This window comes from Telluria sp. GW821-FHT07G12, from assembly GCF_059418525.1.
Window position 1 is genome coordinate 309,329 of sequence record NZ_JBWKQA010000002.1, and the last position, 21,209, is coordinate 330,537.

The window sequence follows — 21,209 nt, forward strand, 5'->3', positions numbered from 1 at the left end:
TAACCGCAAAAAAAGACGCCGGGCGAACCCGGCGTCTGAACGAGGAGACTCAAGCCGAAAGGACTCAGGCGGTCTCGTGCATTGCTTCGGTGCGCAGCGAACCTTCGTCGACGCTCGGATTCCTCAGCTCGGCGGTCAGGCGCTCCTTGTCGAGCTCGCCTTCCCACTTCGACACGACGATGGTGGCGACGCCGTTGCCGATGATGTTGGTCAGGGCGCGGCATTCGCTCATGAACTTGTCGATGCCCAGGATCAGGGTCATGCCCGCCACCGGGATGGTCGGCACCACGGCCAGCGTTGCGGCCAGGGTGATGAAGCCGGCGCCGGTGATGCCGGACGCGCCCTTCGAGGTCAGCATGGCCACCAGCAGGATGGTCAGTTCCTGGGTCAGCGTCAGCTCGGTGTTGGTTGCCTGGGCCACGAACAGGGCCGCCATCGTCATGTAGATGTTGGTGCCGTCCAGGTTGAAGGAGTAGCCGGTCGGAACCACCAGGCCCACCACCGATTTCGGGCAGCCCAGCTTTTCCAGCTTGCGCATGATGGCCGGCAGCGCGCTTTCCGACGAGCTCGTGCCCAGCACGATCAGCAGCTCTTCCTTGATGTAGGCCAGGTAGCGGAAGATCGAGAAGCCGGTCCAGCGGGCGATGGCGCCGAGAACGATCACGATGAACAGGAAGCAGGTCAGGTAGAAGGAACCGACCAGCGAGGCCAGCGGGATCAGCGACTTCACGCCGTACTTGCCGATGGTGAAGGCCATCGCACCGAAGGCGCCGATCGGGGCTGCCTTCATGATGATGTTCACCACGCCGAAGATCATGTGCGACAGGGTTTCGATGCCGCGGGTAATCGGACGGCCGCGCTCGCCCATCATCGACAGCGCAAAGCCGCACAGGATCGCGATCAGCAGCACTTGCAGGATCTCACCCTTAGCGAACGCATCCACGAAGGTATTCGGGATGATGTTCATCAGGAAGTCGGTCGTGGTCAGCGCCTTGGTCTTGTCGGTGTACTGGGCGATCGAGTGGGTGTCGATGGTGGCCGGGTTGACGTTGAAGCCGGCGCCCGGTTTGATGACGTTGGCGACGATCAGGCCGATCGCCAGCGCGAAGGTCGACACGATTTCGAAGTAGATCAGGGCCTTGCCGCCGACGCGGCCGACCTTTTTCATGTCCTGCATGCCGGCAATACCGGCGACGACGGTACAGAAGATCACCGGTGCGATGATCATCTTGATCAGTTTGACGAAGCCGTCTCCCAAAGGCTTCATCGCAGTGGCCAGGCCCGGATCGAAGATGCCCAGCAGGACACCGACGATAATCGCGAACAAGACCTGGATATACAGTACTTTATAGAATGGTTTTTTCATGATCAGGCTTCATGAGCTAATGATAGTGCCGTCATCATTACTGAAAATATCTGCGCCATCTATTGTGGAAAACCGCAACGCCGGCGCATATAACCCATCCTACGCTTTCTGAATGTCAGGCCTCGCCCGATTGCCTGTTCGCGCTCACGGGCGGCGATAGACGGTGCCGCCTTTCATGACGAAGCCGACCTTGCGCAGCGCCGCGATGTCGGCGGTCGGATCGCCCTCGACCGCGACCACGTCGGCCAGGCTGCCGGCCTGCAGCGCGCCCAGGTCCTTCTTGCCGAGGATGCCGGCGGCGACGGTGGTTGCCGCGCGCAGTGCCTCGGTCGGCGTCATGCCCAGGCGCACCATCCACTCCAGCTCGCGCTCGTTGGTGCCGTGGGTAAACACGCCGACGTCGCTGCCGTTGCCGATGATCACGCCCAGCTTGTGCGCCAGGCGGAAGGCGCGCGCCGCTTCCTGCATCCCCGGCGTCGGCGTACCGCCGCGCACGTGCTTCTGGAAGTATTCGCCGACCGCTTCCGGCGCCGTCAGGGTCGGCACGTAGGCGGTGCGGCGTTCCACCATTAACTTGAACGTGGCTTCGCTGGCGCCGTAACCATGCTCGATCGTGTCGACGCCGGCCAGCACGGCCAGGCGGATCGCATCGTCGCTGCTGGCGTGGGCCGCCACCTTGCGTCCCGTGACATGGGCGGCCGCCACCATCGCCTTCATCTCTTCCAGGGTGAAGGTGGGGCGGGTGCTGCCGTCGATGCCGGTGCGGTAGTCGGCGTAGAACTTGATCCAGTCGGCGCCATGCGAGGACTGCTCGCGTACCGCCTTGGTCGCTTCGTCGACGCCGGTGGCCTGCTGGGCGCCATAGGGAATCTCCATGTCCGGGCGGTAGCTGCGCTCGGCCGGGCCATAGCTGGCGGTGGCGACGATGGCGCGCGTGGCCACCAGCAGGCGCGGGCCCGGCACCTGGCCTTCCTCGATGGCGCGCTTGACGCCGACATCGGCGTAGTCGACGCCTTCGGTGCCGAGGTCGCGCAGGGTGGTGAAGCCGGCCTGCAGGGTGTCGGCGGCATGACGCACGGCCAGCGCGATGCGGTAGGCCGGCGCCTCCTTGATCACCTGATCGTCCCAGGTGGTTTCGTTATACGGGTGCAGCAGGACGTGCGAGTGCAGGTCGATCAGGCCGGGGATCAGGGTCTTGCCGGGCAGGTCGATGCGCTCGGCGTCGCTTGGGACCGTCATCTTGTCCGCCGGGCCGACGGCCTGGATGCGGCCTTGCGCCACCAGCAAGCTCCAACCCTGGTGCGGGGCGCCGTCGCCGGTCCAGACCTTGTCCGCGGTGATCAGGACCGGACCGGGTGGCGGGAGCTGGGGTGCGGCCTGGGCGCCGATGAAGCTGGCGAGGGCGGTGGCGATGGAAATGGCGAGCTGCCTGGCGCGGATCCGCATGGGGGTCTTCCTCTTGTCATTATGAAATGGAAGACGCCATCATAGCCGCCGAAAGTGAGAATTGGCGAGCTTTGCGGCCATCCGGCGGCGTATGCTGGCGCCTATGAAACTACGAGAACTCATCCTGCTGGCCGGCTGCGCGGTGCTCAGTCTGCCGTTCGCCGCCGGCGCCCAGGAGGCGCAGCAACTGATGGACAAGATGGCCGGCGTCTACAAGCACCGCTTCATGAGCGGCGTCGTCGTGCCGGGCAAGGCCGACGAAGCCTACCAGGCCGAAGACGTGATCGAGATCGTGCCTTTCGATGCGGACCACATCTACGTGCGCGCCGACCTCGAGTTCTATAACGGTCACCAGTGCCAGATCTACGGCATGGCGCGCTTCGAGAGCGGCAAGTTCGTCTACCACGACCCGGAACCGCCGCTCGAGGGACACGCGCCCTGCGTGCTCAGGGTCGGTATCGAGAAAGACAAATTGACGCTGACCGACCGCGATGGCGCAGACGGCGAGTCGAGCTGCTGGACGCATTGCGGGGCGCGCGGCAGCCTGACCTACGACATCGGCATGGACAAGCGCCGCAGCATCCGCTACATGGACAGGCTCAAGGCATCCCGCCAGTACCGGCAGGCGCTCGACGAGCTGCACAAGACCGAAGCGCCGGCGCGCTAGCCCTCCAGATCCCCCAGCGACTGCTCGATCCCCACCTGCACGTCGCGCAGGAAGGCGCCACCCTTGCTAGAGAGCGCAATCCCCGGCACGGCCAGCTCCACCAAGCACACCAGCGCCTGCCGGAACCACTCCATGTCCGTGCCCATCAGGGGCAGGGCGTGGGCGTCGATCAGGTAGTGGACGGCGCGCGTGAGCAGGTTCGGATCGCGTCCCGCGCGCGCGATGCCCGGTGCGAAGTCGATCACTTCGCGGTGGAAGCGGTCGGCCAGGGTCTCGAGGATGTCGTTCGAGACCTGGGAGTGGCCGGCGGCCAGCACCACCCGGGCCAGGTCCAGGCAGACGTCCTGCAAGTCCTGTTCGTCGAGGCGCTGCGTCATGGTGTTGCTGCTTTCGTGCGTTGTGAAGGCCGTTAGCATGCCATGAAACGCGTACTTGCGTCGGCTTCAAATTCGCGCGTCTCCGGCCGTTTCAGGAGTGAGGAAGGATTACTGTGCGGCCCAGCCGCCGTCCATGTTCCAGGCCACGCCGCGCACCTGGTCGGCGGCCGGCGAGCAGAAAAACACGGCCAGCGCGCCCAGTTCTTCGGGGGTGACGAATTCGCCGGACGGCTGCTTCTCGCTCAGCAGGGCCTTCTTGGCCTGCTCGTTCGAGACGCCGTCGCGGGCGGCGCGGTCGTCGACCTGCTTCTGCACCAGCGGGGTCAGCACCCAGCCCGGGCAGATCGCATTGCAGGTGACGCCGGTGTGGGCGTTTTCCAGCGCGGTGACCTTGGTGAAGCCGACCAGGCCGTGCTTGGCCGCGACGTAGGCCGATTTGCCGCTTGATCCGACCAGGCCGTGCACCGAGGCCAGGTTGATGATGCGGCCCCAGTTCTTCTGCTTCATGCCGGGCAGGGCCAGGCGGCTGGTGTGGAAGGCCGAGGTCAGGTTGATGGCGATGATGGCGTCCCACTTCTCGGCCGGGAATTCTTCGACGTTGGCGACGTGCTGGATGCCGGCGTTGTTGACGAGGATGTCGACGCCGCCGAACTTCTCGGCCGCGAAGGCCATCATGGCTTCGATCTGGTCCGGCTTGGACATGTCGGCGTTGTGGTAAGCGGTGCGCACGCCGAATTCCTGGCCGATGTCGGTGTACAGCTTCTCGATCTGCTGGGCGTCGCCGAAGCCGTTGAACACGATATTCGCGCCCTGTTCGGCCAGCGCGCGCGCGATGCCGAGGCCGATGCCCGAGGTCGAACCGGTCACGAGGGCGGTCTTGCCGCGGAGTATGGCTGACTGCATAGTCGAATTCATTGCTTCCTCATCTCTGATTAAGTGGATTGGAGTGCTGTGTCGGTCCAGAGTGCCTGATACAAGCTCCATGGCAGCGTTGCCTCGTCTCGCCGTACTTTCGTACTGTCTTCGACGAGGCGCCTTGCCCTGAAGCTTGTGTCAGCCACTCTTGATCGGCCGGACTTGGTAGAATTCTAATCGCTTCGCCGGTTAAAATGTTGGCGGCCGTTTAAGACATCGAAGAGTAAGGGAGGGAAGGCATGGGCGAACCGAGGCTGAAGAGCGTGCAATGCAGTTCGCCGGCCGGCCTGCACCGCATGGCCTACAAGGAGTGGGGCGATCCCGCCAATCCGCAGGTACTGGTGTGCGTACACGGCGTGACCCGCGTGGCCGACGATTTCGATGCGCTGGCGCGCGCCATGAGCGACCGCTATCGCGTGGTGTGTCCGGACGTGGTCGGGCGCGGCCGCTCGGAGCGGCTGCGCGACCCGCACCTGTACGTGGTGCCGCAGTACGTGGCCGACATGGTGACCCTGATCGCGCGCGCCACCGCGAACAATGACGAAGGCACGGTGCACTGGGTCGGCACCTCGATGGGCGGCCTGATCGGCATGATCCTGGCCTCGCTCGAGGGCAGCCCGATCCACCGCCTGGTGCTGAACGATATCGGCCCGGTGCTGGACGGGGCTGCGATGGCGCGCATCGGCGAGTACATCGGCCAGGACGTGCGCTTCGCCAGCTTCGAGGAAGGCGCGCGCTTCGTGAAGGAGGTGTCCGCCTCCTTCGGCCCGCACAGCGACGAAGAGTGGAACAAGCTGGCCGCCGACGTGCTGGTGCAGGAGCCCGGCGGCGCCTGGGTGCGCCATTACGACCTTGGCCTGGCCAAGCCCTTCGCCGCGATCACGCCCGAACGCGCCGAGCAGGACCAGGCCGCACTGTGGGGCGCCTTCGATGCGATCCGCTGCCCGACATTGCTGATCCGCGGCGAGCTGTCCGACCTGCTGTCGCGCGCGACGGCCGAAGAGATGACGCGGCGCGGGCCGAAGCCGCAGCTGGCCGAGATTCCCGGTGTCGGCCACGCGCCGACCCTGATGCATGCGCACCAGATCGGGATCGTCAGAGATTTTTTATTAAATAAGTAAAGGGATAGAAAGAACATGGATATCAAACGTCTGCACGTAGGCAAGCGCCTCTCCGAAATCGCCGTCCACAACGGCACCGTCTACCTGGCCGGCCAGATTGCCGAAGACACCAGCAAGGACATCGCCGGCCAGACCCGCGAAGTGCTGGGCCACGTCGACCGCCTGCTGGCGGAAGTCGGCAGCGACAAGACCCGCATCCTGAGCTGCCAGATCTACATCTCGAGCATGGACTACTTCCCCGCGATGAACGAAGTCTGGGACGGCTGGGTCGCCCAAGGCAACACGCCGCCGCGCGCCACCGTCGAAGCGAAGCTGGCGAATCCCGCCTGCCTGGTCGAGATCGTGGTCGTGGCCGCACTGCCTTAAGGCCATATGGTATCGATTGCCGCACTCGGCGACGCCACCACCCAGCTGGTCCACGGCCTCGGGCCCGAGGACCGGGCGCGGGTACAGGCGGCGCTGGACTTCGCCCAGGCCTCCTATGGCGAGCGCCTTGCTTCATCGGGCCAGAGCGCCTTCGAGTTCTCGCTCGGGGCGGCGGTCACGCTTGCGCTCTTGCGTTCGGATGCCGAGACGCGCATCGCCGGCCTGCTGTTCGAGCTCTGCCTGGTCGAGCCCATCATCGCCGAGACGCTCGAAGACCGCTTCGGCAAGGAAGTGGCGGACATGGTGCACGGCGTGCACCAGCTGATCCGCCTGCGCGACCTCACCGCCGCGCAGGCGCCTGTCGGGCGCGGCAAGAACGCCGCCCAGCAGGCGCTGGCCCAGGTCGAAACCCTGCGCAAGATGCTGCTGGCGATGGCCACCGACATGCGCGTGGTGCTGGTGCGCCTGGCCTCCTGCGTCACCACCCTGCGATATTTTGCGGAGATCAAACGCTTCGACGAGATGACCCGCAACTACGGCAGCGAGGTGCTGGACCTGTATGCGCCGCTGGCCAACCGTCTCGGCATCTTCCAGCTCAAGTGGGAGCTCGAAGACCTGTCCTTCCGCATGATGGAGCCCGAGACCTACAAGCGCATTGCCAAGATGCTCGAAGAGAAGCGCATGCTGCGCGAGAGCTTCGTGCAATCCTCGATCGAGCGCCTGCAGAAGGAACTGGCGGAAGCCGGCATCAAGGCCGAGGTGAGCGGCCGGCCGAAGCACATCTACAGCATCTGGAAGAAGATGCGCGGCAAGGAGCTCGATTTCACGGAGCTGTACGACGTCCGCGCCTTCCGCGTGATCGTGGCCGATGCCAAGACCTGCTACACGGTGCTGGGACTGGTCCACAACATCTGGACCCCGATCCCGAAGGAATTCGACGACTACATCTCGCGCCCGAAGCCGAACGGTTACCAGTCGCTGCACACGGTCGTCACCGCCGAAGACGGGCGCCCGCTCGAGGTGCAGATCCGTACCCAGGAGATGCACAACTTCGCCGAGTACGGCGTGGCCGCGCACTGGCGCTACAAGGAGGAGGGCGGCTCCAACTTCAAGAGCCAGCAGTACGACGAGAAGATCGCCTGGCTGCGCCAGCTGTTGGCCTGGAAGAGCGAGGTGGCGGATGCCGTCACCGGCGCCGGCGACGAGGAGAAGCAGCGCGGGTGGGTCGAAAAGCTCAAATCCACCACGTTGGACGACCGCATCTTCGTGCTGACCCCGCAGGCGCGCGTGCTCGAGCTGCCGCAGGGCGCGACCCCGATCGACTTCGCCTACCACCTGCACAGCGAGGTCGGGCACCGCTGCCGCGGCGCCAAGATCGACGGCGTGATGGTGCCGCTGAACACGGCGCTGAAGAACGGCCAGACCTGCGAGATCATCACCGCCAAGGGCGCACCCGGCAGCGCGGGACCTTCGCGCGACTGGCTCAGCCCCGGCTACACGGTGTCGAGCCGGACCCGCACCAAGATCCGCGCCTGGTTCCACGCGCAGGAACTGGCCGAGACCCTGGCGCATGGGCGCGCATTGGTGGAAAAATCGCTGCAGCGCGAAGGCAAGACCGCGGTCAACCTGGAGCTGCTGGCGCACAAACTCGGCTTCGCGAAGGTGGACGACTTGTTCATCGCGGTCGGCAAGGAGAAGTTCAGCCTGCGCCACGTCGAGGCCGCGCTGCACGATCCGGGCGAGGCCGCGCCGCCGCCGGAAGACGCGGCGGTGGTCAACAAGAGCCGCGCCTCCAGCGTGGAGCAGGGCGCTAAGTCGGGCGTGCTGGTGGTCGGCAGCGAAGGCATGCTGACCATGCTGGCCAAGTGCTGCAAGCCGGCGCCGCCGGATCCCATCGTCGGCTTCGTCACGCGCGGCAAGGGCGTGTCCATCCACCGCGCCAGCTGCAAGAACTTCGGCGAGATGGCGTCCAAGGCGCCGGAACGCGTGATTGAAACCGACTGGGGCCGCGCCGACAAGGAAACGGTCTACCCGATCGACATCTTCATCCTGGCCTCCGACCGCCAGGGCCTGCTGCGCGATATCTCGGAGGTGCTGGCGCGCGAGAAGATCAACGTGATCGGCGTGAACACCCAGAGCGCCAAGGGCCACGCGCGCATGGTGTTCACGGCGGAGATCGGGTCCACCGCGCAGCTGCAGAAGGCCCTGGCCGCGATCGGCGAGGTGTCGGGCGTGCAGGAAGCGCGCCGGACATGACGCGGGTGGGGGCATGATCACCTCGCTCATCTACCTCAAGCCGCGCGACTGGGGCGTCCGCATGGCGCGCTGGCTGCACAGCTGGTGGGCCATGCTGCACCTGGGCGCGATCGCGCTGGTGATGGCGATGTCGCCGTCCACCTGGCACCGCGGCAACCGGCTGGCCACTTCGCGCTACATCTACGTCAGCACCTGGGCGGTGCTGCCCTGGTTCACGCTGCTGACGGCGCTCATCAGCCTGGTCATCATCCGCATTGTGCTGGTGACGGCGCAGAGCTACGGCCTGTCGCGCTACGCGCTGGAGATGATGGTGCGAGTGCTGGTGCTGGAACTGATTCCGCTGTCGGCGGCGATGTTCGCGGCCCTGCGCGCCAGCATGGCCTTCGACGCCAATGCCATGGGCCTGGCGGCGAAGGGCGTGGCGCCGGGCGATGCCGCCGAGGCAACCCTGCGCCGCGTGCGCCGCGACCTGGTGCCGCAGGTGATCGCGAATGCCTTCTCGGTGCTGAGCCTGGCCATGGTCAGCACCGTGATCGTGCTGGTGCTGGCCTACCTGAACGTGTACGGCCTGTCGCCCTGGGGATTGAGCGATTACACCCGCACGGTGGGGCGCGTGTTCGATCCGACCGTGACCCTGGGCTTCGTCTTCAAGACCGTGCTGTTCGGGCTGGCCGTGGCGGTGATCCCGAGCGCTGCGATCCTGGACATGCTGCGCCACCGGCGCCGCCACCGCTCGAACGTGCAGCCGGGCGCACTGCGCCTGCTGTTCGTGCTGCTACTGATCGAGGCCAGCTCGCTGGCCGTCAAATACATTTAACGAAGGATTGCGCATGGCGGATACCGTCCCGGACAACCTACCGAACGAGCCGAAACACGTCGAAACCAAGGCAGTGATCCTGTTGATCCTGATCGGCGCGTTGATCGCCGGTTTCTTCCTGTACGTGATGTATGCGCGCGGCGTGTTCGAGCCCACCCAGCAGCTGGTGCTGGTGACCGACAATTCCGAAGGCGTCATACCCGGCATGGACATGAGCTTCGCCGGCTTCCCGATCGGGCGCGTGCGCCAGGTCGACCTGGGCAAGGACGGCAAGGTCAACATCCTGGTCGACATCCCGACGGCGGACGCCAAGTGGCTGCGCACCACCAGCGTGTTCACGCTCGAGAGCAGCGTGGTCGGCCAGACCCATTTGCGCGCCTATAGCGGCATCCTGACCGACCCGCCGCTGCCGGACAAGGCGAGCAGGCCGGTGCTGCGCGGCGACGCCGCCGCCGAGATCCCGCGCCTGCTGTCCACCGCGCGCACGCTGCTCGAGAACCTGCAGAACATGACGCAGGAAGGCTCGGCGATCGCCAACACGCTGGACAACGTCGAGACCTTCAGCGGCCGCCTGACCGGCAAGTATGGCGTGCTGGGCACGGCCCTGGGCGGCGACGCGGAAGCGCAGAAGCTGCTGCAGACCCTGCAGCGCGTCGATACCCTGCTGGCCAAGACCGACCAGCGCGTGTTCGGCAAGAACGGCGTGATGGACGATACCCAGGCCGCGGTGCGGCAGCTGAACGGCGTGCTGGCGGATGCCCGCGTGACCCTGCAGAAGGTCGACGCGGTACTGGTGGAAGCCCAGGCCGTCGGCGCCAACGCCAAGGTCGCGACCCAGGACCTGGGCCGGTTGCGCGGCGAGGTCGACGCCAGCCTGCGCAAGGTGAACCGGCTGGTCGACGAGATCAACCGCAAGTGGCCGTTCAAGCGCGACGAGGAGATCAAGCTGCCATGAAGACGACCGCCTTGAGCATGATTCTCGCGCTGGCATTGGCCGGCTGCGCCAGCAAGCCCCAGCCGCCGGACTGGCAACCGAACGCGAAGAGCGCCCTCGAGGGCTTCACGGACGCCTGGCTGCACGGCGACACCGCGGCCGCCGACGCCGAGTTCGCGCGCGCCCGCCGCGAAACCGCCAGCACGGGACGCTTCGACAACGTGGCGCAAGTGGAGCTGGTGCGCTGCGCCGCACGCGCGGCCAGCCTGGTCTACGACTGCCCCGGCTACGCGGCGCTGGCCGGCGATGCGACGCCGGCCCAGCAGGCGTATGCGGCATATTTGTCGGGACAGTGGCAGGGCCTGAATGCCGGCCTGCTGCCGGAGCAGCACCGCGCCGTGGTCACGACGGGCACGCTGGCCGGCGTCCAGGATCCGCTGGCGCGCCTGGTGGCGGCAGGAGCGCTGATGAAAGCAGGGCGCATCACCCCGGGCGACATCGTGAATGCCGTCGACACGGCTTCGAACCAGGGCTGGCGCAGGCCGCTGCTGGCCTGGCTGGGCGTGCAGGAGCAGCGTGCGCAGGCGGCCGGCGACAGCGCCGCCGTGCAGCAGATCCGGCGCCGCATCGCGCTGGCGTCCGAGGGCTAAGCCCAGTTCATAGAACGCCGAAGACCAGCAGCAGCACCAGCGTGATCACGGCAGACAGGAAAATCGACCCGAGGCAGCCCAGCTTGTTCGAGAAGAACAGGAACATTCGACGCCTCTCAATCGGCCATTGCGCTGGCCTGCGCCGGCCGCACGGGCGCTTGCCGCAGCGCCGGCGGCAGTTGGTTGTGTATGCGTACGGCCGCGCGCGCCGCGCCGCCGGTCGCCACCGCGATCTGGTTCAGGCCGACCACCACGTCGCCGATTGCATACAGCCCCGGCACCGTGGTGGCAAAATGGTCGTCCACTACGATTTCCTCGCACTGCGCAGTGCGCGCACCCAGCTTGGCGGCAAGGCTCGAGCGGGCTGTTTCGCCCAGCATCGGATAAAACACGTCGGCCGAGTATTCCTCGCCATCCTCGGTGTGCAGCACTGGCTTCATGGATGCATCCAGCGTCATGCCGCGCAGCGGCGACTGGATCAGCCGCACGCCGGCAGCATCCAGGCGGCGCCGCTCGTCGTCGTCCAGCATCGACGCCGGGCCGCGCTCGAACAGGGTGACGTCGGCGCTGAAGGTGCGCATGAAGAGGGCGTGGCCGATCGGGTTGGTGTCGGCGGTGGCGACGGCGATGCGCTTGTCCATCACGTCGAAGCCGTCGCACACGGGGCACAGCCGCAGCGCGCCGAAGGCAATCGCCTCGCGCCAGTTTTCGATCGGCAGACCCGCATCCGCCACGCCGGTGGCCAGCAGAACGGTGTGGGCGCGGATCTGCGCAAGTTTACCCTCCGGGGCGCCCTCGGCGGCGTAATCGCCGACGAATAGGCCGTCTTCGATACGCAGGTCGACGATCTCGCCCGGCATCACTGCGCCGCCGTAGCGCTCCAACTGCACGCCCAGGTTGCCCAGCAGGACGTGACCGGGCACGCCCTCGGGAAAGCCGGGATAGTTGTGCGAGACGGGGATCAAGCGCAGACGGCTGTTGCCCTTGTCAACCAGGGCGACGCTGCGGGTAAAGCGGCGCAAATAAATAGCTGCGGTCATGCCGCCCGGGCCGCCGCCGATGATGAGGGTGTCGTAGACTAGTTCTTGATTTGGCATGCCTTGATTATGAGCATGCGGACCGCGACCGGCCTATCGGCGCGTGCGCCGCAGCGGAGTCGGATGCCGCTGACACAGCTAGCAATGGTCACTTTGCGGCTCCGGCTGCAGGGTGACGTGGTCGATGCCGTGCTTGGCCAGGAGCATCTGTTTAACAGCACGCAGCACGTCCGGCCAGGCATTCAAGTCGGCGATCTCGAGGTGGCCGATCAGTGCCGGATCGCCTGGCGACATGTCCCATACATGCAGGTCGTGCACCGACAGCACGCCTGCAACCGCCGCCAGGTCGGCGCCCACGGCCAGGTAGTCGATCTGGTGCGGCACGCCCTCCATCAGAAAGTGGTAGGACTCGCGCAGCACGCCGGCGGTCGACTTCAGGATCAGCAGCGAGACGAAGATGGACAGAATCGGGTCGACCCGCACCCAGCCGGTCAGGTAGATGATGGCGCCGGCAGCGATGGCCGCTACCGAGCCGAGCAGATCGCCCAGCACGTTCACCATGGCAGCGCGGGTATTGATGCTCTGCTCGCCGCGCGACAATATCCAGGCCACCAGGATGTTGATGCAGGCGCCGATGGCGGCGACCACGAACACGGTTGACCCGTGCACGGCCTGCGGATGCGCCAGGCGCCGGGCGGCCTCGTACATGATCCAGCCGACCAGCAGCATCATTGCGAGGCTGTTGACGAAGGCCGCCAGCGCCTCGGCGCGCACGAAGCCGAACGAGTGGCGGCTGGATGGCGGGCGCCGCGCTATCAGCTGGGCCATCAGCGCCAGTCCGAGCGCGGCGGCGTCGGTCACCATATGGCCGGCGTCGGAGATCAGCGCCAGCGAATGCGACATGAAGCCGGTGACAGCCTCGATCAGCGCGAACAGCAGGGTCAGGCCGAGTGCGAAGCCCATGGTGGCCTGGCTGCGGCCCTCGATGGTGTGGGCCTGGCGGGCATCGCCGTCGAGGTGGGCGTGCAGGTGGGCGGAGGATGAGGCGGGTTGCTCGGACATGGGCGGGATCGATAACGGTTACGCAGGCGCGCAGTGTACCGGAATTCGACGCGGCAGTGGCCGCCCGGCGGGTCACGACAGGGCGCAGCTTGGCCGGTCGATCCGGTCGAGAAGGGCGGGCAGCGGTTCGGGCTGGCCGAACAGGTAGCCCTGCAGCTGGTCGCAGCCGAGTTCTGCGAGTATCCGGGCCTGGGCCTGGGTTTCGATGCCTTCGGCAATCACTTGCAGGCCGAGTGCGTGGCCGAGGCTGATGATGCTTGAAATGACGGTCAGATTTTCGGCGTCGTCCGGTAGCCCGAGCACGAAGGCGCGGTCGATCTTCAGGTAATCAAGGGGCAGCCTGGCCAGATAAGCCATCGACGAATAGCCTGTCCCAAAGTCGTCGATCGCGATCTTCAGGCCGAAGGCGCGCAGGCGGCGCAGCTTTTCGATGGACGCTTCGATATCGGTCATGATAAGGGACTCGGTCAGTTCCAGGTCGATCTCGGTCAGCGCGGCGCAGTCGCGGAATACCGTTTCCACCGTGTCGACGAAGTCGGGGCGCATCAGTTGCGACGCGCTGACGTTGACCGCGACCCGGAAGCCGGGAATGCGCTGCCGGATCTCCGTCTCGCTGTCGCGCGAAGCGCGGGCCATCACCCACGCGCCCACGTCGTCGATCAGGCCCATGTCCTCCAGGATAGGCACGAAGCGCGCCGGTCCGAGCGTATCGAAGCCAGGCGTCTCCCAGCGCAACAAGGCTTCCGCGCCACATGGCTGATTGGTTTCGCAATCCACCTTCAGCTGGTAATAAAGCCGGAACTCGTCGTGATCGAAGGCGCGCTTGAGGCGGGCCTGCAAGGCGAGCCGTTCGAGATTGCGCTCATTGCTGCCCGCATCGAAAAAACGCATGCGTTGTCCGGAGGAGCGCGCGACCACCAGCGCAGCTTCGGCGTTGTTCAGCAGCGTGCGGGCAACCTCGTCATCCTTGTTCTGGAGCGCGAGGCCGGCACGGGTAGCAAGCGTAAAATTGTGGCCGAGCAGGTGCAGTTCTTCATTGAAGCACTCGCGAACGATGCGGTCGTGCTCCTTCACGAGCGCCGCCTCGCTCGCGATGTCGTGCAGCAGGACCGCAAACAGGTTCGAGCCCAGCCGCCCACACGCGTTCTCGCCGCACGCATTACCGAGGCGGCGTGCGAGCGCTCTCAGTGTCTCGTCGCCAGCCTGGCGGCCGAAGGCATTATTCACGGTCTTGAATGACACCACGTCGAACACGATGACTGCCAGCCGGGTGCGCTGGCGCGCGGCACTGTCGATCGCCTGGCTCAACCGGTCTTCGAGCAGGCGAGGATTCGCCAGTCCGGTCAAGGTGTCGTAGTATGCCAGGCGGTCCAGCAGTTGCCGTTGCTGGAGGTAATGAATTGCGTAGCTGATGTCGCCAGCCAGTTCCTTCAAAAGGCGTAACTCATCGTCATGGAAGAAGTTCGGCACTTCTGCGTGCAACTTGAAAATGCCTATGACCTTTTCATTGATAAGCAGGGGAAATACGGCGAACGAATGAATGCCATGCGCTAGCAACTCTTCGCGGAACGGATCGTCGAACGCCAGGGCGACATCGTTGGTGACGATCGGCTGGCAACCGTGCACGGCGCGTGCGATCGGGCTGAAGCCTCCTGCACTAGGGCGCAGCGACAGGCGTTCGCGCAGGTCGTCGGATTCGGGCGCTGCCGTGTCGATGCCTGCGACTAGGCGCACCGCGCCGCCCTTTTCGTCCACCAAACCGAACCACGCGCGCGGGAAGCCTCCGCGTTCCACGGCGATGCGGCTTGCTTCTGCAAACAACTCTGACTGCTCGCCAGCGCGCATCATCAATGCGTTCACCTCGCTGAGCACGGAATATAACCGGTTTACGTACTGAATTCGAAGTTCGGCGCGGTGGGCGATGGTGCTGTGAAGAAGAATGATGACGGCCATGGTCACCAGCCCGGTCATCACCGAGAGCGCGATGCCGAACTCGGTGCCGTATAGGTTATGCGTCTGCCCCTGCATGCGCAGCCAAGCCAGCAGGGGCAGGAGCACGCAGACGGATGCGAACACGTTGCGCCCCATGCGCGCGGCCATCGTCGGGCCGCTGAGTGGCGCGATCATGCCTTGACCAGGGTGGAGGCCCAGAATGCTGATGGATAGCACCGCCATACAACCAGCCGTGCTCCATGCCATCGGAACATATGGGCCAAGCTGGAGCAGGCTGGGCGCGCGGTAGAGGTAGGCGAGGAGGGTGAGTGCTGTAGTACAGAGGACGGTCAGGCACATGCATTGCGCGGCAACGACAGCGCGCTTTTGGCCGGCAACGGCGCAGGCCAGCGCGCCCGAGCACAGTACGATGAGTGCCGCCGTCAATGGCGACATGCGGCCCGGCCAGTTGCTGGTGCCGGGATCGGCAGCGAGCAGGAGGTCGAAGCCGGACGTGGTTCCGAGCCAATACTCAGCGAGGGATAGTGCGCCGATCACAAATGCCAGGCCGATACACGCGCAAGCGAATTTCGTTCGGGCTTCCTGCCCCGGTTGTCGAGGGAGTAAAACCAGTGCGCATGCGATCAGAAACAAGGCCAACGCGGTGTTCGCCTTCATTGGCACCAGGGGACTGGCGGTCGGAAAGGAATGATCGAGATGCCATACCCAGCTGACAATAACGGCAAGAGAGAGAGTGGCGATGAGCACGCCGGCGAGCTGCGGAAGCGCGGGCCGAGGTCTCCGGGTGAACGAACGTAGTCCCTTCATGCTCTTCCCTAAATGGATGACCTTGCTCCGCGCGCCAGTTGTTGCGCAAGTGCTATCACAAGTTCATGTCGCACTGTTGATCTGATAATAACACTGATTTAACAATCTTATCGATTTTGCCGAATTTTTTACGGATCGCGCTTTACACCGCCGGCGAGTTCAATAGTCATAGACGTGCTAAATCGCGATGGCTGGGGTGACGTCGTTGACAGTGGTCGTAATTAGTTCAGGCTGCGATGGCGACACGCAGGTAGTCAAGTCGGACGAGCGGATCGCTGACGTAGCAGTGCCGGCAGCAACCACCGTGCGCCTATGCCCGGGCACCAGCACGGCCAGCGGGGCGCCGCTGTCGTTGACGGCGACGGAATGTGCCAGCATGTCGAAGGCCAGTGCGTAGGCCAATAGCACGCTCAGGCGCAGCAGGCAGCTTGGCGGGCAAACCGCCATTCGGTCTGGCCAGGGCGATGATCGATAGCGTGAACATGGGCGCATCCTTCGTGGTGAAACACGACGGCAGCGCATCCTTGCGCATCTGCAGCATAGCCCCTATAATAGTCGGACACGGGCGGTTAGTTCAGCTGGTTAGAATACTTGGTCGACATCCAAGGGGTCGCAGATTCGAATTCTGCACCGCCCACCAGAATACTTATGTAAGAGCGAGAAAGGCACCGACGGTTATGACACCGCGAACTACAACGATGTTGTGGGGGAATCGCTAGACGCGGTACGGTGGTCTTTTGTCTGAAGAAGCTCGACAACACTGATAAAAACGCGCCTGGTGCGCGTTTTTTTTCGTCCAAATACTTTCCATTTCAATTTTACTAATCTTAACGGGCGCAACCGGCGCCGATTGGAGATCAAGATGCTGAATGTGCGACTTCCGGACGGCTCCAGCCGTCAATTCGAAGGCCCGGTCACCGTGGCCCAGGTGGCCTCGAGTATCGCCCCGAGTCTGGCCAAGGCCGCGCTGGCCGGCAAGGTCGACGGCAAGGTGGTCGATACCTCCTTCCTGATCGAGAACGACGCCGACCTCGCGATCGTCACCGACAAGGACCCGGAAGGCCTGGACGTGATCCGCCACTCGACCGCCCACCTGCTGGCGTATGCGGTCAAGGAACTGTTCCCTGAAGCCCAGGTCACCATCGGCCCGGTCATCGAGAACGGCTTCTACTACGACTTCTCGTACAAGCGCCCGTTCACCCCGGACGACCTGGCCGCGATCGAAAAGAAAATGGCGGAACTGGCCAAGAAGGACGAGCCGGTCAGCCGCAAGGTGCTGCCGCGCGACGAGGCCGTCGCCTACTTCAAATCGATCGGCGAAGACTACAAGGCCGAGATCATCGCCTCGATCCCGGCGAACGAAGACGTCTCGCTGTACTCGGAAGGTAATTTCACCGACCTGTGCCGCGGCCCGCACGTGCCCTCGACCGGCAAGCTGAAGGTCTTCAAGCTGATGAAGCTGGCCGGCGCGTACTGGCGCGGCGATTCCAAGAACGAGATGCTGCAGCGCGTGTACGGCACCGCCTGGGCCAAGAAGGAAGACCAGGAACAGTACCTGCACATGCTGGAAGAAGCGGAAAAGCGCGACCACCGCAAGCTGGGCAAGCAGCTGGACCTGTTCCACTTCCAGGAAGAAGCGCCGGGCCTGATCTTCTGGCACCCGAAGGGCTGGACCGTGTGGCAGCAGGTCGAGCAGTACATGCGCAAGACCTACCAGACCACCGGCTACAACGAAGTCAAGGCGCCGCAGATCCTGGACGTGACCCTGTGGCAGAAGACCGGCCACTGGGACAACTACCGCGACAACATGTTCACCACCGAGTCGGAGAACCGTTCGTACGCGCTGAAGCCGATGAACTGCCCGGGCCACGTGCAGATCTATAACGCCGGCCTGCGTTCCTACCGCGACCTGCCGCTGCGCTACGGCGAGTTCGGCCAGTGCCACCGCAACGAGTCCTCGGGCGCGCTGCACGGCCTGATGCGCGTGCGCGGCTTCACCCAGGACGACGGCCACGTGTTCTGCACCGAAGAACAGATCGCGCCGGAAGTGATCGCCTTCCACGCGCAGGCGATGAGGGTGTACGAAGACTTTGGCTTCGCGAACATCGACGTCAAGATCGCGCTGCGTCCGGAAAACCGCATCGGCACCGACGAAGTCTGGGACCAGGCCGAGGAAGCCCTGCGTTCGGCCCTGCGCGGCTGCGGCGTCGAGTGGACCGAGCTGCCGGGCGAGGGCGCCTTCTACGGCCCGAAGATCGAGTACCACCTGAAGGACAGCCTCGGCCGTCCATGGCAGGTCGGCACCATGCAGGTCGACTTCTCGATGCCGGGCCGTCTGGGCGCCGAGTACGTGGCCGAAGACAATACCCGCAAGGTGCCGGTGATGCTGCACCGCGCGATCGTCGGCTCGATGGAGCGCTTCATCGGCATCCTGATCGAGAACTACGCGGGCGCGCTGCCGTTGTGGCTGGCGCCGGTCCAGGTTGCAATTTTGAACATTTCCGACGCGCAAGCTTCCTATGTGAAAGAAGTCGAAGCGCGCCTGAAGGCCGCCGGCCTGCGTGTTCACGCTGATTTGCGGAACGAGAAGATTACCTATAAAATCCGGGAGCATTCCGTCCAAAAACTGCCGTACATCTTAGTTGTCGGGGATAAAGAGCGGGATGCCAACACTGTGGCCGTTCGCGCGCGTGGCAATGTCGACCTGGGCGTCATGTCCGTCGATGCGCTACTGGAACGCCTCCAAAGCGAGGTGGCAACCAAGGCGAAATGAGCAATCATTCGCCTTGAGACGGCCCGATCATATTAACTTTTAAAGGAAACACCATAGCTACTGACAAGTCGTCACATCGCATCAATGGCGAAATCACCCATCCGGAAATGCGTCTGAATGGCGTGGACAATGAGCCGCTGGGCATCGTGAGCCTGGCCGACGCATTCCGTATGGCCGAGGAAGCGAACGTGGATCTGGTCGAGATCGCGCCGAACGCGGTCCCGCCGGTCTGCCGCCTGATGGACTACGGCAAGTTCAAGTATTCGGAGCAGAAGAAAGCCCACGAAGCGAAGCTGAAGCAGAAGATCATCCAGGTCAAAGAGATCAAGTTCCGTCCGGGTACGGACGAAGGCGACTACAGCATCAAGCTGCGCAACCTGATCAAATTCCTGGAAGAGGGTGACAAGACCAAGATCACCCTGCGCTTCCGCGGTCGCGAGATGGCCCACCAGGACATCGGCCAGCGCATGCTGGAACGTCTGCGTGGCGATCTGGAGCCGTATGGCCAGGTCGAACAGTTCCCGAAGCTGGAAGGCCGCCAGATGATCATGGTCGTCGCACCGAAGAAGAAGAAATAATCTTTTTGGTCTGACGGCGTGTTCGCCGTGACAGTCAAGCCGGGCCAGGCCCGGGCCCAGGTTCGCCTGCGGCCCGGGCTTGGCCTATTTGATTTGCCGGTCGAGCGCGTGGGCGCGGGGCGCCCACCCTACAACAATGAGCGTAGGGTGGGCATCCCATGCCCACGAATACGCAAACCTATGCTAGAATCTGCGGTTCCCGTATCGTTTGATGCGGGAATGCAAGACTGTAGTGGACTCGCTTCTGCTGCAGAAACAAGTGAAAGCAGGCATCCAAGAGTAGCGTTGCTGCCACCTGCAATCCTGTTACATATGAGGCTGCCTATAAAAGGGCAGATGACTATGCCGAAAATGAAAACCAAAAGCTCCGCGAAGAAGCGTTTTCGCGTGCGTCCGGGTGGTACCGTCAAATCGGGTATGGCGTTCAAGCGTCACATCCTGACCAAGAAGACCACCAAGAACAAGCGCCAGCTGCGTGGCACCCGTAACATCAATGCGTCGGACGTCCAAAGCGTCTACCGCATGATGCCGTCGGCCGTCTAATCTCACACTAAGGAGCGAATATGCCTCGAGTAAAACGTGGGGTTACTGCACGTGCCCGTCACAAGAAGGTTCTTGAACTTGCTAAAGGCTACCGTGGCCGTCGCAGTAAAGTATTCCGTATTGCCAAGCAAGCAGTCATGCGCGCTGGCCAGTACGCATACCGCGACCGCCGCAACAAGAAGCGCGTCTTCCGCGCACTGTGGATCACCCGTATCAACGCGGCTTCGCGTTCGCACGGCATGACCTACAGCGCATTCATGAACGGCCTGAAGAAAGCCGCGATTGAACTGGACCGTAAAGTCCTGGCCGACATGGCTGTGAACGACAAGCCGGCATTTGCCGCTATCGTGAACACCGTCAAGACCAAGCTGGCTGCCTGATCAGTCAGCAATAGAAGTACAGCGCCGTGCAGCCGAAAAGCTGCCGGCGCATAAAGGACGGGGCAAAGGTTGAAGGACCGATGCCCCGTTTTTGATTCTGGCGTTCCCCGCCATCAAAAACAGGAAAAGAACACGTATGAACTCGCTGGAAGAACTCGTCGTCTCGGCCCAATCCGATTTCGGAGCCGCACAAGACGCTGCCGCGCTAGAAAACGCAAAAGCGAAATACCTGGGCAAGACCGGCCAGATCACCGAACTGATGAAGGGCCTCGGCAAGCTCGACCCGGACCAGCGCAAGGCGCAGGGCGCCCTGATCAACGCCGCCAAAGAAAAAATCGAACAGGCGTTGACGGCCCGCCGCGAAGACCTGGCCAACGCCCAGCTGATGGCGCGCCTGAATGCCGAGAGCATCGACGTGACCCTGCCGGGCCGCGGCCGCTCCATGGGCGGCATCCACCCGGTCATGCGCACCTGGGAACGGGTCGAACAGATCTTCCGCTCGATCGGCTTCGACGTGGCCGACGGCCCCGAAATCGAGACCGACTGGACCAATTTCACCGCACTGAACAGCCCGGAAAACCACCCGGCGCGTTCGATGCAGGACACCTTCTACATCGAGGGCGAGGACAGCACCGGCAAGCCGCTGCTGCTGCGCACCCACACCAGCCCGATGCAGGTGCGCTATGCCCGCACCCACACGCCGCCGATCAAGGTGATCGCGCCGGGCCGCACCTACCGCGTCGACAGCGACGCCACCCACTCGCCGATGTTCCACCAGGTCGAAGGCCTGTGGATCGGCGAGAACATCAGCTTTGCCGACCTGAAGGGCGTATACCTGAACTTCGTGAAGGCCTTCTTCGAGACCGACGACCTGCAGGTGCGCTTCCGCCCGTCATACTTCCCGTTCACCGAACCGTCGGCCGAGATCGACATCGCCTTCGGCTCCGGTCCGCTGAAGGGCCGCTGGCTGGAAGTCTCGGGCGCCGGCCAGGTGCATCCTATCGTCGTGCGCAACTTCGGACTGGATCCGGAAAAGTTCATCGGCTTCGCGTTCGGCTCCGGCCTCGAGCGCCTGACCATGCTGCGTTACGGGATCAACGATCTTCGCCTGTTCTATGAAGGCGATCTGCGCTTCCTGAAGCAATTCAATTAAGAAGAACA

General features: G+C 64.0%; 20 protein-coding genes and 1 tRNA gene. 13 read left to right on the plus strand and 8 right to left on the minus strand.

Features of this window, described 5'->3' with window-relative positions; translation table 11 throughout:
* Nucleotides 1-64: 64 nt before the first annotated feature.
* Both AC07PE_RS09660 and AC07PE_RS09665 read right to left on the minus strand, forming a co-directional pair.
* Complete coding sequence (locus AC07PE_RS09660) at nucleotides 65-1,369, minus strand: dicarboxylate/amino acid:cation symporter (protein WP_498764747.1); 1,305 nt, start codon at nucleotides 1,367-1,369, stop codon at nucleotides 65-67.
* Nucleotides 1,370-1,510: 141 nt separating this feature from the next.
* Nucleotides 1,511-2,812: a metal-dependent hydrolase family protein gene (locus AC07PE_RS09665; RefSeq protein WP_498763617.1), complete on the minus strand. Its 1,302-nt coding sequence runs from the start codon at nucleotides 2,810-2,812 to the stop codon at nucleotides 1,511-1,513.
* A 103-nt stretch (nucleotides 2,813-2,915) separates the two neighbouring features.
* On the opposite strand from AC07PE_RS09665, the gene AC07PE_RS09670 reads away from it, so the two are divergent.
* Entirely contained in the window at nucleotides 2,916-3,479 is a 564-nt protein-coding gene (locus tag AC07PE_RS09670) for a hypothetical protein (RefSeq protein ID WP_498763619.1), read from the plus strand.
* On the opposite strand, the gene AC07PE_RS09675 is transcribed toward AC07PE_RS09670, so the two are convergent.
* Together AC07PE_RS09675 and AC07PE_RS09680 are read right to left on the minus strand one after the other, a co-directional pair.
* On the minus strand, nucleotides 3,476-3,856 hold the full coding sequence (locus tag AC07PE_RS09675; RefSeq protein WP_498763621.1) for a hypothetical protein: 381 nt from the start codon (nucleotides 3,854-3,856) through the stop codon (nucleotides 3,476-3,478). The genes AC07PE_RS09670 and AC07PE_RS09675 overlap by 4 nt on opposite strands.
* A gap of 108 nt (nucleotides 3,857-3,964) precedes the next feature.
* Nucleotides 3,965-4,759, minus strand: a complete 795-nt coding sequence (locus AC07PE_RS09680) for a 3-hydroxybutyrate dehydrogenase (protein ID WP_498764749.1) — start codon at nucleotides 4,757-4,759, stop codon at nucleotides 3,965-3,967.
* A 251-nt stretch (nucleotides 4,760-5,010) separates the two neighbouring features.
* Between AC07PE_RS09680 and AC07PE_RS09685 the strand changes: the two genes are divergently transcribed.
* The 6 genes from AC07PE_RS09685 to AC07PE_RS09710 are packed head-to-tail and all read left to right on the plus strand — an operon-like array spanning nucleotide 5,011 to nucleotide 10,915.
* Complete coding sequence (locus AC07PE_RS09685) at nucleotides 5,011-5,892, plus strand: alpha/beta fold hydrolase (protein ID WP_498763623.1); 882 nt, start codon at nucleotides 5,011-5,013, stop codon at nucleotides 5,890-5,892.
* A gap of 15 nt (nucleotides 5,893-5,907) precedes the next feature.
* Nucleotides 5,908-6,258 carry a RidA family protein gene (locus tag AC07PE_RS09690; protein ID WP_498763625.1) on the plus strand — a complete coding sequence of 117 codons (351 nt, stop codon included), beginning with the start codon at nucleotides 5,908-5,910 and terminating at the stop codon, nucleotides 6,256-6,258.
* A 6-nt stretch (nucleotides 6,259-6,264) separates the two neighbouring features.
* The gene (locus AC07PE_RS09695; protein ID WP_498763627.1) at nucleotides 6,265-8,514 is read left to right on the plus strand and encodes a RelA/SpoT family protein; all 2,250 of its coding nucleotides are present in this window, start codon (nucleotides 6,265-6,267) and stop codon (nucleotides 8,512-8,514) included.
* A gap of 13 nt (nucleotides 8,515-8,527) precedes the next feature.
* Entirely contained in the window at nucleotides 8,528-9,331 is an 804-nt protein-coding gene (locus tag AC07PE_RS09700; RefSeq protein ID WP_498763629.1) for an MlaE family ABC transporter permease, read from the plus strand.
* Nucleotides 9,332-9,344: 13 nt separating this feature from the next.
* Nucleotides 9,345-10,286, plus strand: coding sequence for an MlaD family protein (locus AC07PE_RS09705; RefSeq protein ID WP_498763631.1), 942 nt, complete (start codon nucleotides 9,345-9,347; stop codon nucleotides 10,284-10,286).
* Nucleotides 10,283-10,915 carry a hypothetical protein gene (locus tag AC07PE_RS09710; RefSeq protein ID WP_498763633.1) on the plus strand — a complete coding sequence of 211 codons (633 nt, stop codon included), beginning with the start codon at nucleotides 10,283-10,285 and terminating at the stop codon, nucleotides 10,913-10,915. Before AC07PE_RS09705 ends, AC07PE_RS09710 begins: the two co-directional genes overlap by 4 nt.
* A 116-nt stretch (nucleotides 10,916-11,031) precedes the next feature.
* Here AC07PE_RS09710 and AC07PE_RS09715 read toward each other — a convergent pair whose 3' ends face one another.
* The 4 genes from AC07PE_RS09715 to AC07PE_RS09730 form a co-directional block, all read right to left on the minus strand.
* Complete coding sequence (locus tag AC07PE_RS09715; RefSeq protein ID WP_498763635.1) at nucleotides 11,032-12,012, minus strand: NAD(P)/FAD-dependent oxidoreductase; 981 nt, start codon at nucleotides 12,010-12,012, stop codon at nucleotides 11,032-11,034.
* Nucleotides 12,013-12,090: 78 nt separating this feature from the next.
* Entirely contained in the window at nucleotides 12,091-13,014 is a 924-nt protein-coding gene (locus AC07PE_RS09720; RefSeq protein ID WP_498763637.1) for a cation diffusion facilitator family transporter, read from the minus strand.
* Nucleotides 13,015-13,086: 72 nt separating this feature from the next.
* On the minus strand, nucleotides 13,087-15,774 hold the full coding sequence (locus AC07PE_RS09725; RefSeq protein WP_498763639.1) for a putative bifunctional diguanylate cyclase/phosphodiesterase: 2,688 nt from the start codon (nucleotides 15,772-15,774) through the stop codon (nucleotides 13,087-13,089).
* A gap of 177 nt (nucleotides 15,775-15,951) precedes the next feature.
* Nucleotides 15,952-16,221, minus strand: a complete 270-nt coding sequence (locus tag AC07PE_RS09730) for a hypothetical protein (RefSeq protein WP_498763641.1) — start codon at nucleotides 16,219-16,221, stop codon at nucleotides 15,952-15,954.
* A 116-nt stretch (nucleotides 16,222-16,337) separates the two neighbouring features.
* Here AC07PE_RS09730 and AC07PE_RS09735 point away from each other — a divergent pair.
* From AC07PE_RS09735 to pheS, 6 genes are all read left to right on the plus strand, one after another.
* Nucleotides 16,338-16,414: transfer RNA gene (locus AC07PE_RS09735), tRNA-Val, on the plus strand.
* A gap of 222 nt (nucleotides 16,415-16,636) precedes the next feature.
* Nucleotides 16,637-18,547 (plus strand): threonine--tRNA ligase, encoded by a 1,911-nt coding sequence (thrS, locus tag AC07PE_RS09740; RefSeq protein ID WP_498763643.1) that lies wholly within the window; start codon nucleotides 16,637-16,639, stop codon nucleotides 18,545-18,547.
* 53 nt (nucleotides 18,548-18,600) lie between these two features.
* Nucleotides 18,601-19,125, plus strand: coding sequence for a translation initiation factor IF-3 (infC, locus tag AC07PE_RS09745; protein WP_498764751.1), 525 nt, complete (start codon nucleotides 18,601-18,603; stop codon nucleotides 19,123-19,125).
* A 342-nt stretch (nucleotides 19,126-19,467) separates the two neighbouring features.
* On the plus strand, nucleotides 19,468-19,668 hold the full coding sequence (gene rpmI / locus AC07PE_RS09750; RefSeq protein WP_036228503.1) for a 50S ribosomal protein L35: 201 nt from the start codon (nucleotides 19,468-19,470) through the stop codon (nucleotides 19,666-19,668).
* A gap of 20 nt (nucleotides 19,669-19,688) precedes the next feature.
* Nucleotides 19,689-20,048, plus strand: a complete 360-nt coding sequence (gene rplT / locus AC07PE_RS09755) for a 50S ribosomal protein L20 (RefSeq protein ID WP_047826396.1) — start codon at nucleotides 19,689-19,691, stop codon at nucleotides 20,046-20,048.
* A 136-nt stretch (nucleotides 20,049-20,184) separates the two neighbouring features.
* Nucleotides 20,185-21,201: a phenylalanine--tRNA ligase subunit alpha gene (gene pheS, locus AC07PE_RS09760; protein ID WP_498763646.1), complete on the plus strand. Its 1,017-nt coding sequence runs from the start codon at nucleotides 20,185-20,187 to the stop codon at nucleotides 21,199-21,201.
* Nucleotides 21,202-21,209 lie beyond the last annotated feature (8 nt).

Coding starts and splice junctions, on each gene's coding strand:
- AC07PE_RS09670 (WP_498763619.1), top strand. CDS start 2,916: ATGAAACTACGAGAACTCATCCTGCTGGCCGGCTGCGCGGTGCTCAGT.
- AC07PE_RS09710 (WP_498763633.1), top strand. CDS start 10,283: ATGAAGACGACCGCCTTGAGCATGATTCTCGCGCTGGCATTGGCCGGC.
- AC07PE_RS09720 (WP_498763637.1), bottom strand. CDS start 13,014: ATGTCCGAGCAACCCGCCTCATCCTCCGCCCACCTGCACGCCCACCTC.
- AC07PE_RS09725 (WP_498763639.1), bottom strand. CDS start 15,774: ATGAAGGGACTACGTTCGTTCACCCGGAGACCTCGGCCCGCGCTTCCG.
- rplT (WP_047826396.1), top strand. CDS start 19,689: ATGCCTCGAGTAAAACGTGGGGTTACTGCACGTGCCCGTCACAAGAAG.
- AC07PE_RS09685 (WP_498763623.1), top strand. CDS start 5,011: ATGGGCGAACCGAGGCTGAAGAGCGTGCAATGCAGTTCGCCGGCCGGC.
- AC07PE_RS09680 (WP_498764749.1), bottom strand. CDS start 4,759: ATGCAGTCAGCCATACTCCGCGGCAAGACCGCCCTCGTGACCGGTTCG.
- AC07PE_RS09705 (WP_498763631.1), top strand. CDS start 9,345: ATGGCGGATACCGTCCCGGACAACCTACCGAACGAGCCGAAACACGTC.
- thrS (WP_498763643.1), top strand. CDS start 16,637: ATGCTGAATGTGCGACTTCCGGACGGCTCCAGCCGTCAATTCGAAGGC.
- AC07PE_RS09695 (WP_498763627.1), top strand. CDS start 6,265: ATGGTATCGATTGCCGCACTCGGCGACGCCACCACCCAGCTGGTCCAC.
- AC07PE_RS09665 (WP_498763617.1), bottom strand. CDS start 2,812: ATGCGGATCCGCGCCAGGCAGCTCGCCATTTCCATCGCCACCGCCCTC.
- AC07PE_RS09715 (WP_498763635.1), bottom strand. CDS start 12,012: ATGCCAAATCAAGAACTAGTCTACGACACCCTCATCATCGGCGGCGGC.
- AC07PE_RS09690 (WP_498763625.1), top strand. CDS start 5,908: ATGGATATCAAACGTCTGCACGTAGGCAAGCGCCTCTCCGAAATCGCC.
- rpmI (WP_036228503.1), top strand. CDS start 19,468: ATGCCGAAAATGAAAACCAAAAGCTCCGCGAAGAAGCGTTTTCGCGTG.
- AC07PE_RS09730 (WP_498763641.1), bottom strand. CDS start 16,221: ATGGCGGTTTGCCCGCCAAGCTGCCTGCTGCGCCTGAGCGTGCTATTG.
- AC07PE_RS09700 (WP_498763629.1), top strand. CDS start 8,528: ATGATCACCTCGCTCATCTACCTCAAGCCGCGCGACTGGGGCGTCCGC.
- pheS (WP_498763646.1), top strand. CDS start 20,185: ATGAACTCGCTGGAAGAACTCGTCGTCTCGGCCCAATCCGATTTCGGA.
- AC07PE_RS09675 (WP_498763621.1), bottom strand. CDS start 3,856: ATGACGCAGCGCCTCGACGAACAGGACTTGCAGGACGTCTGCCTGGAC.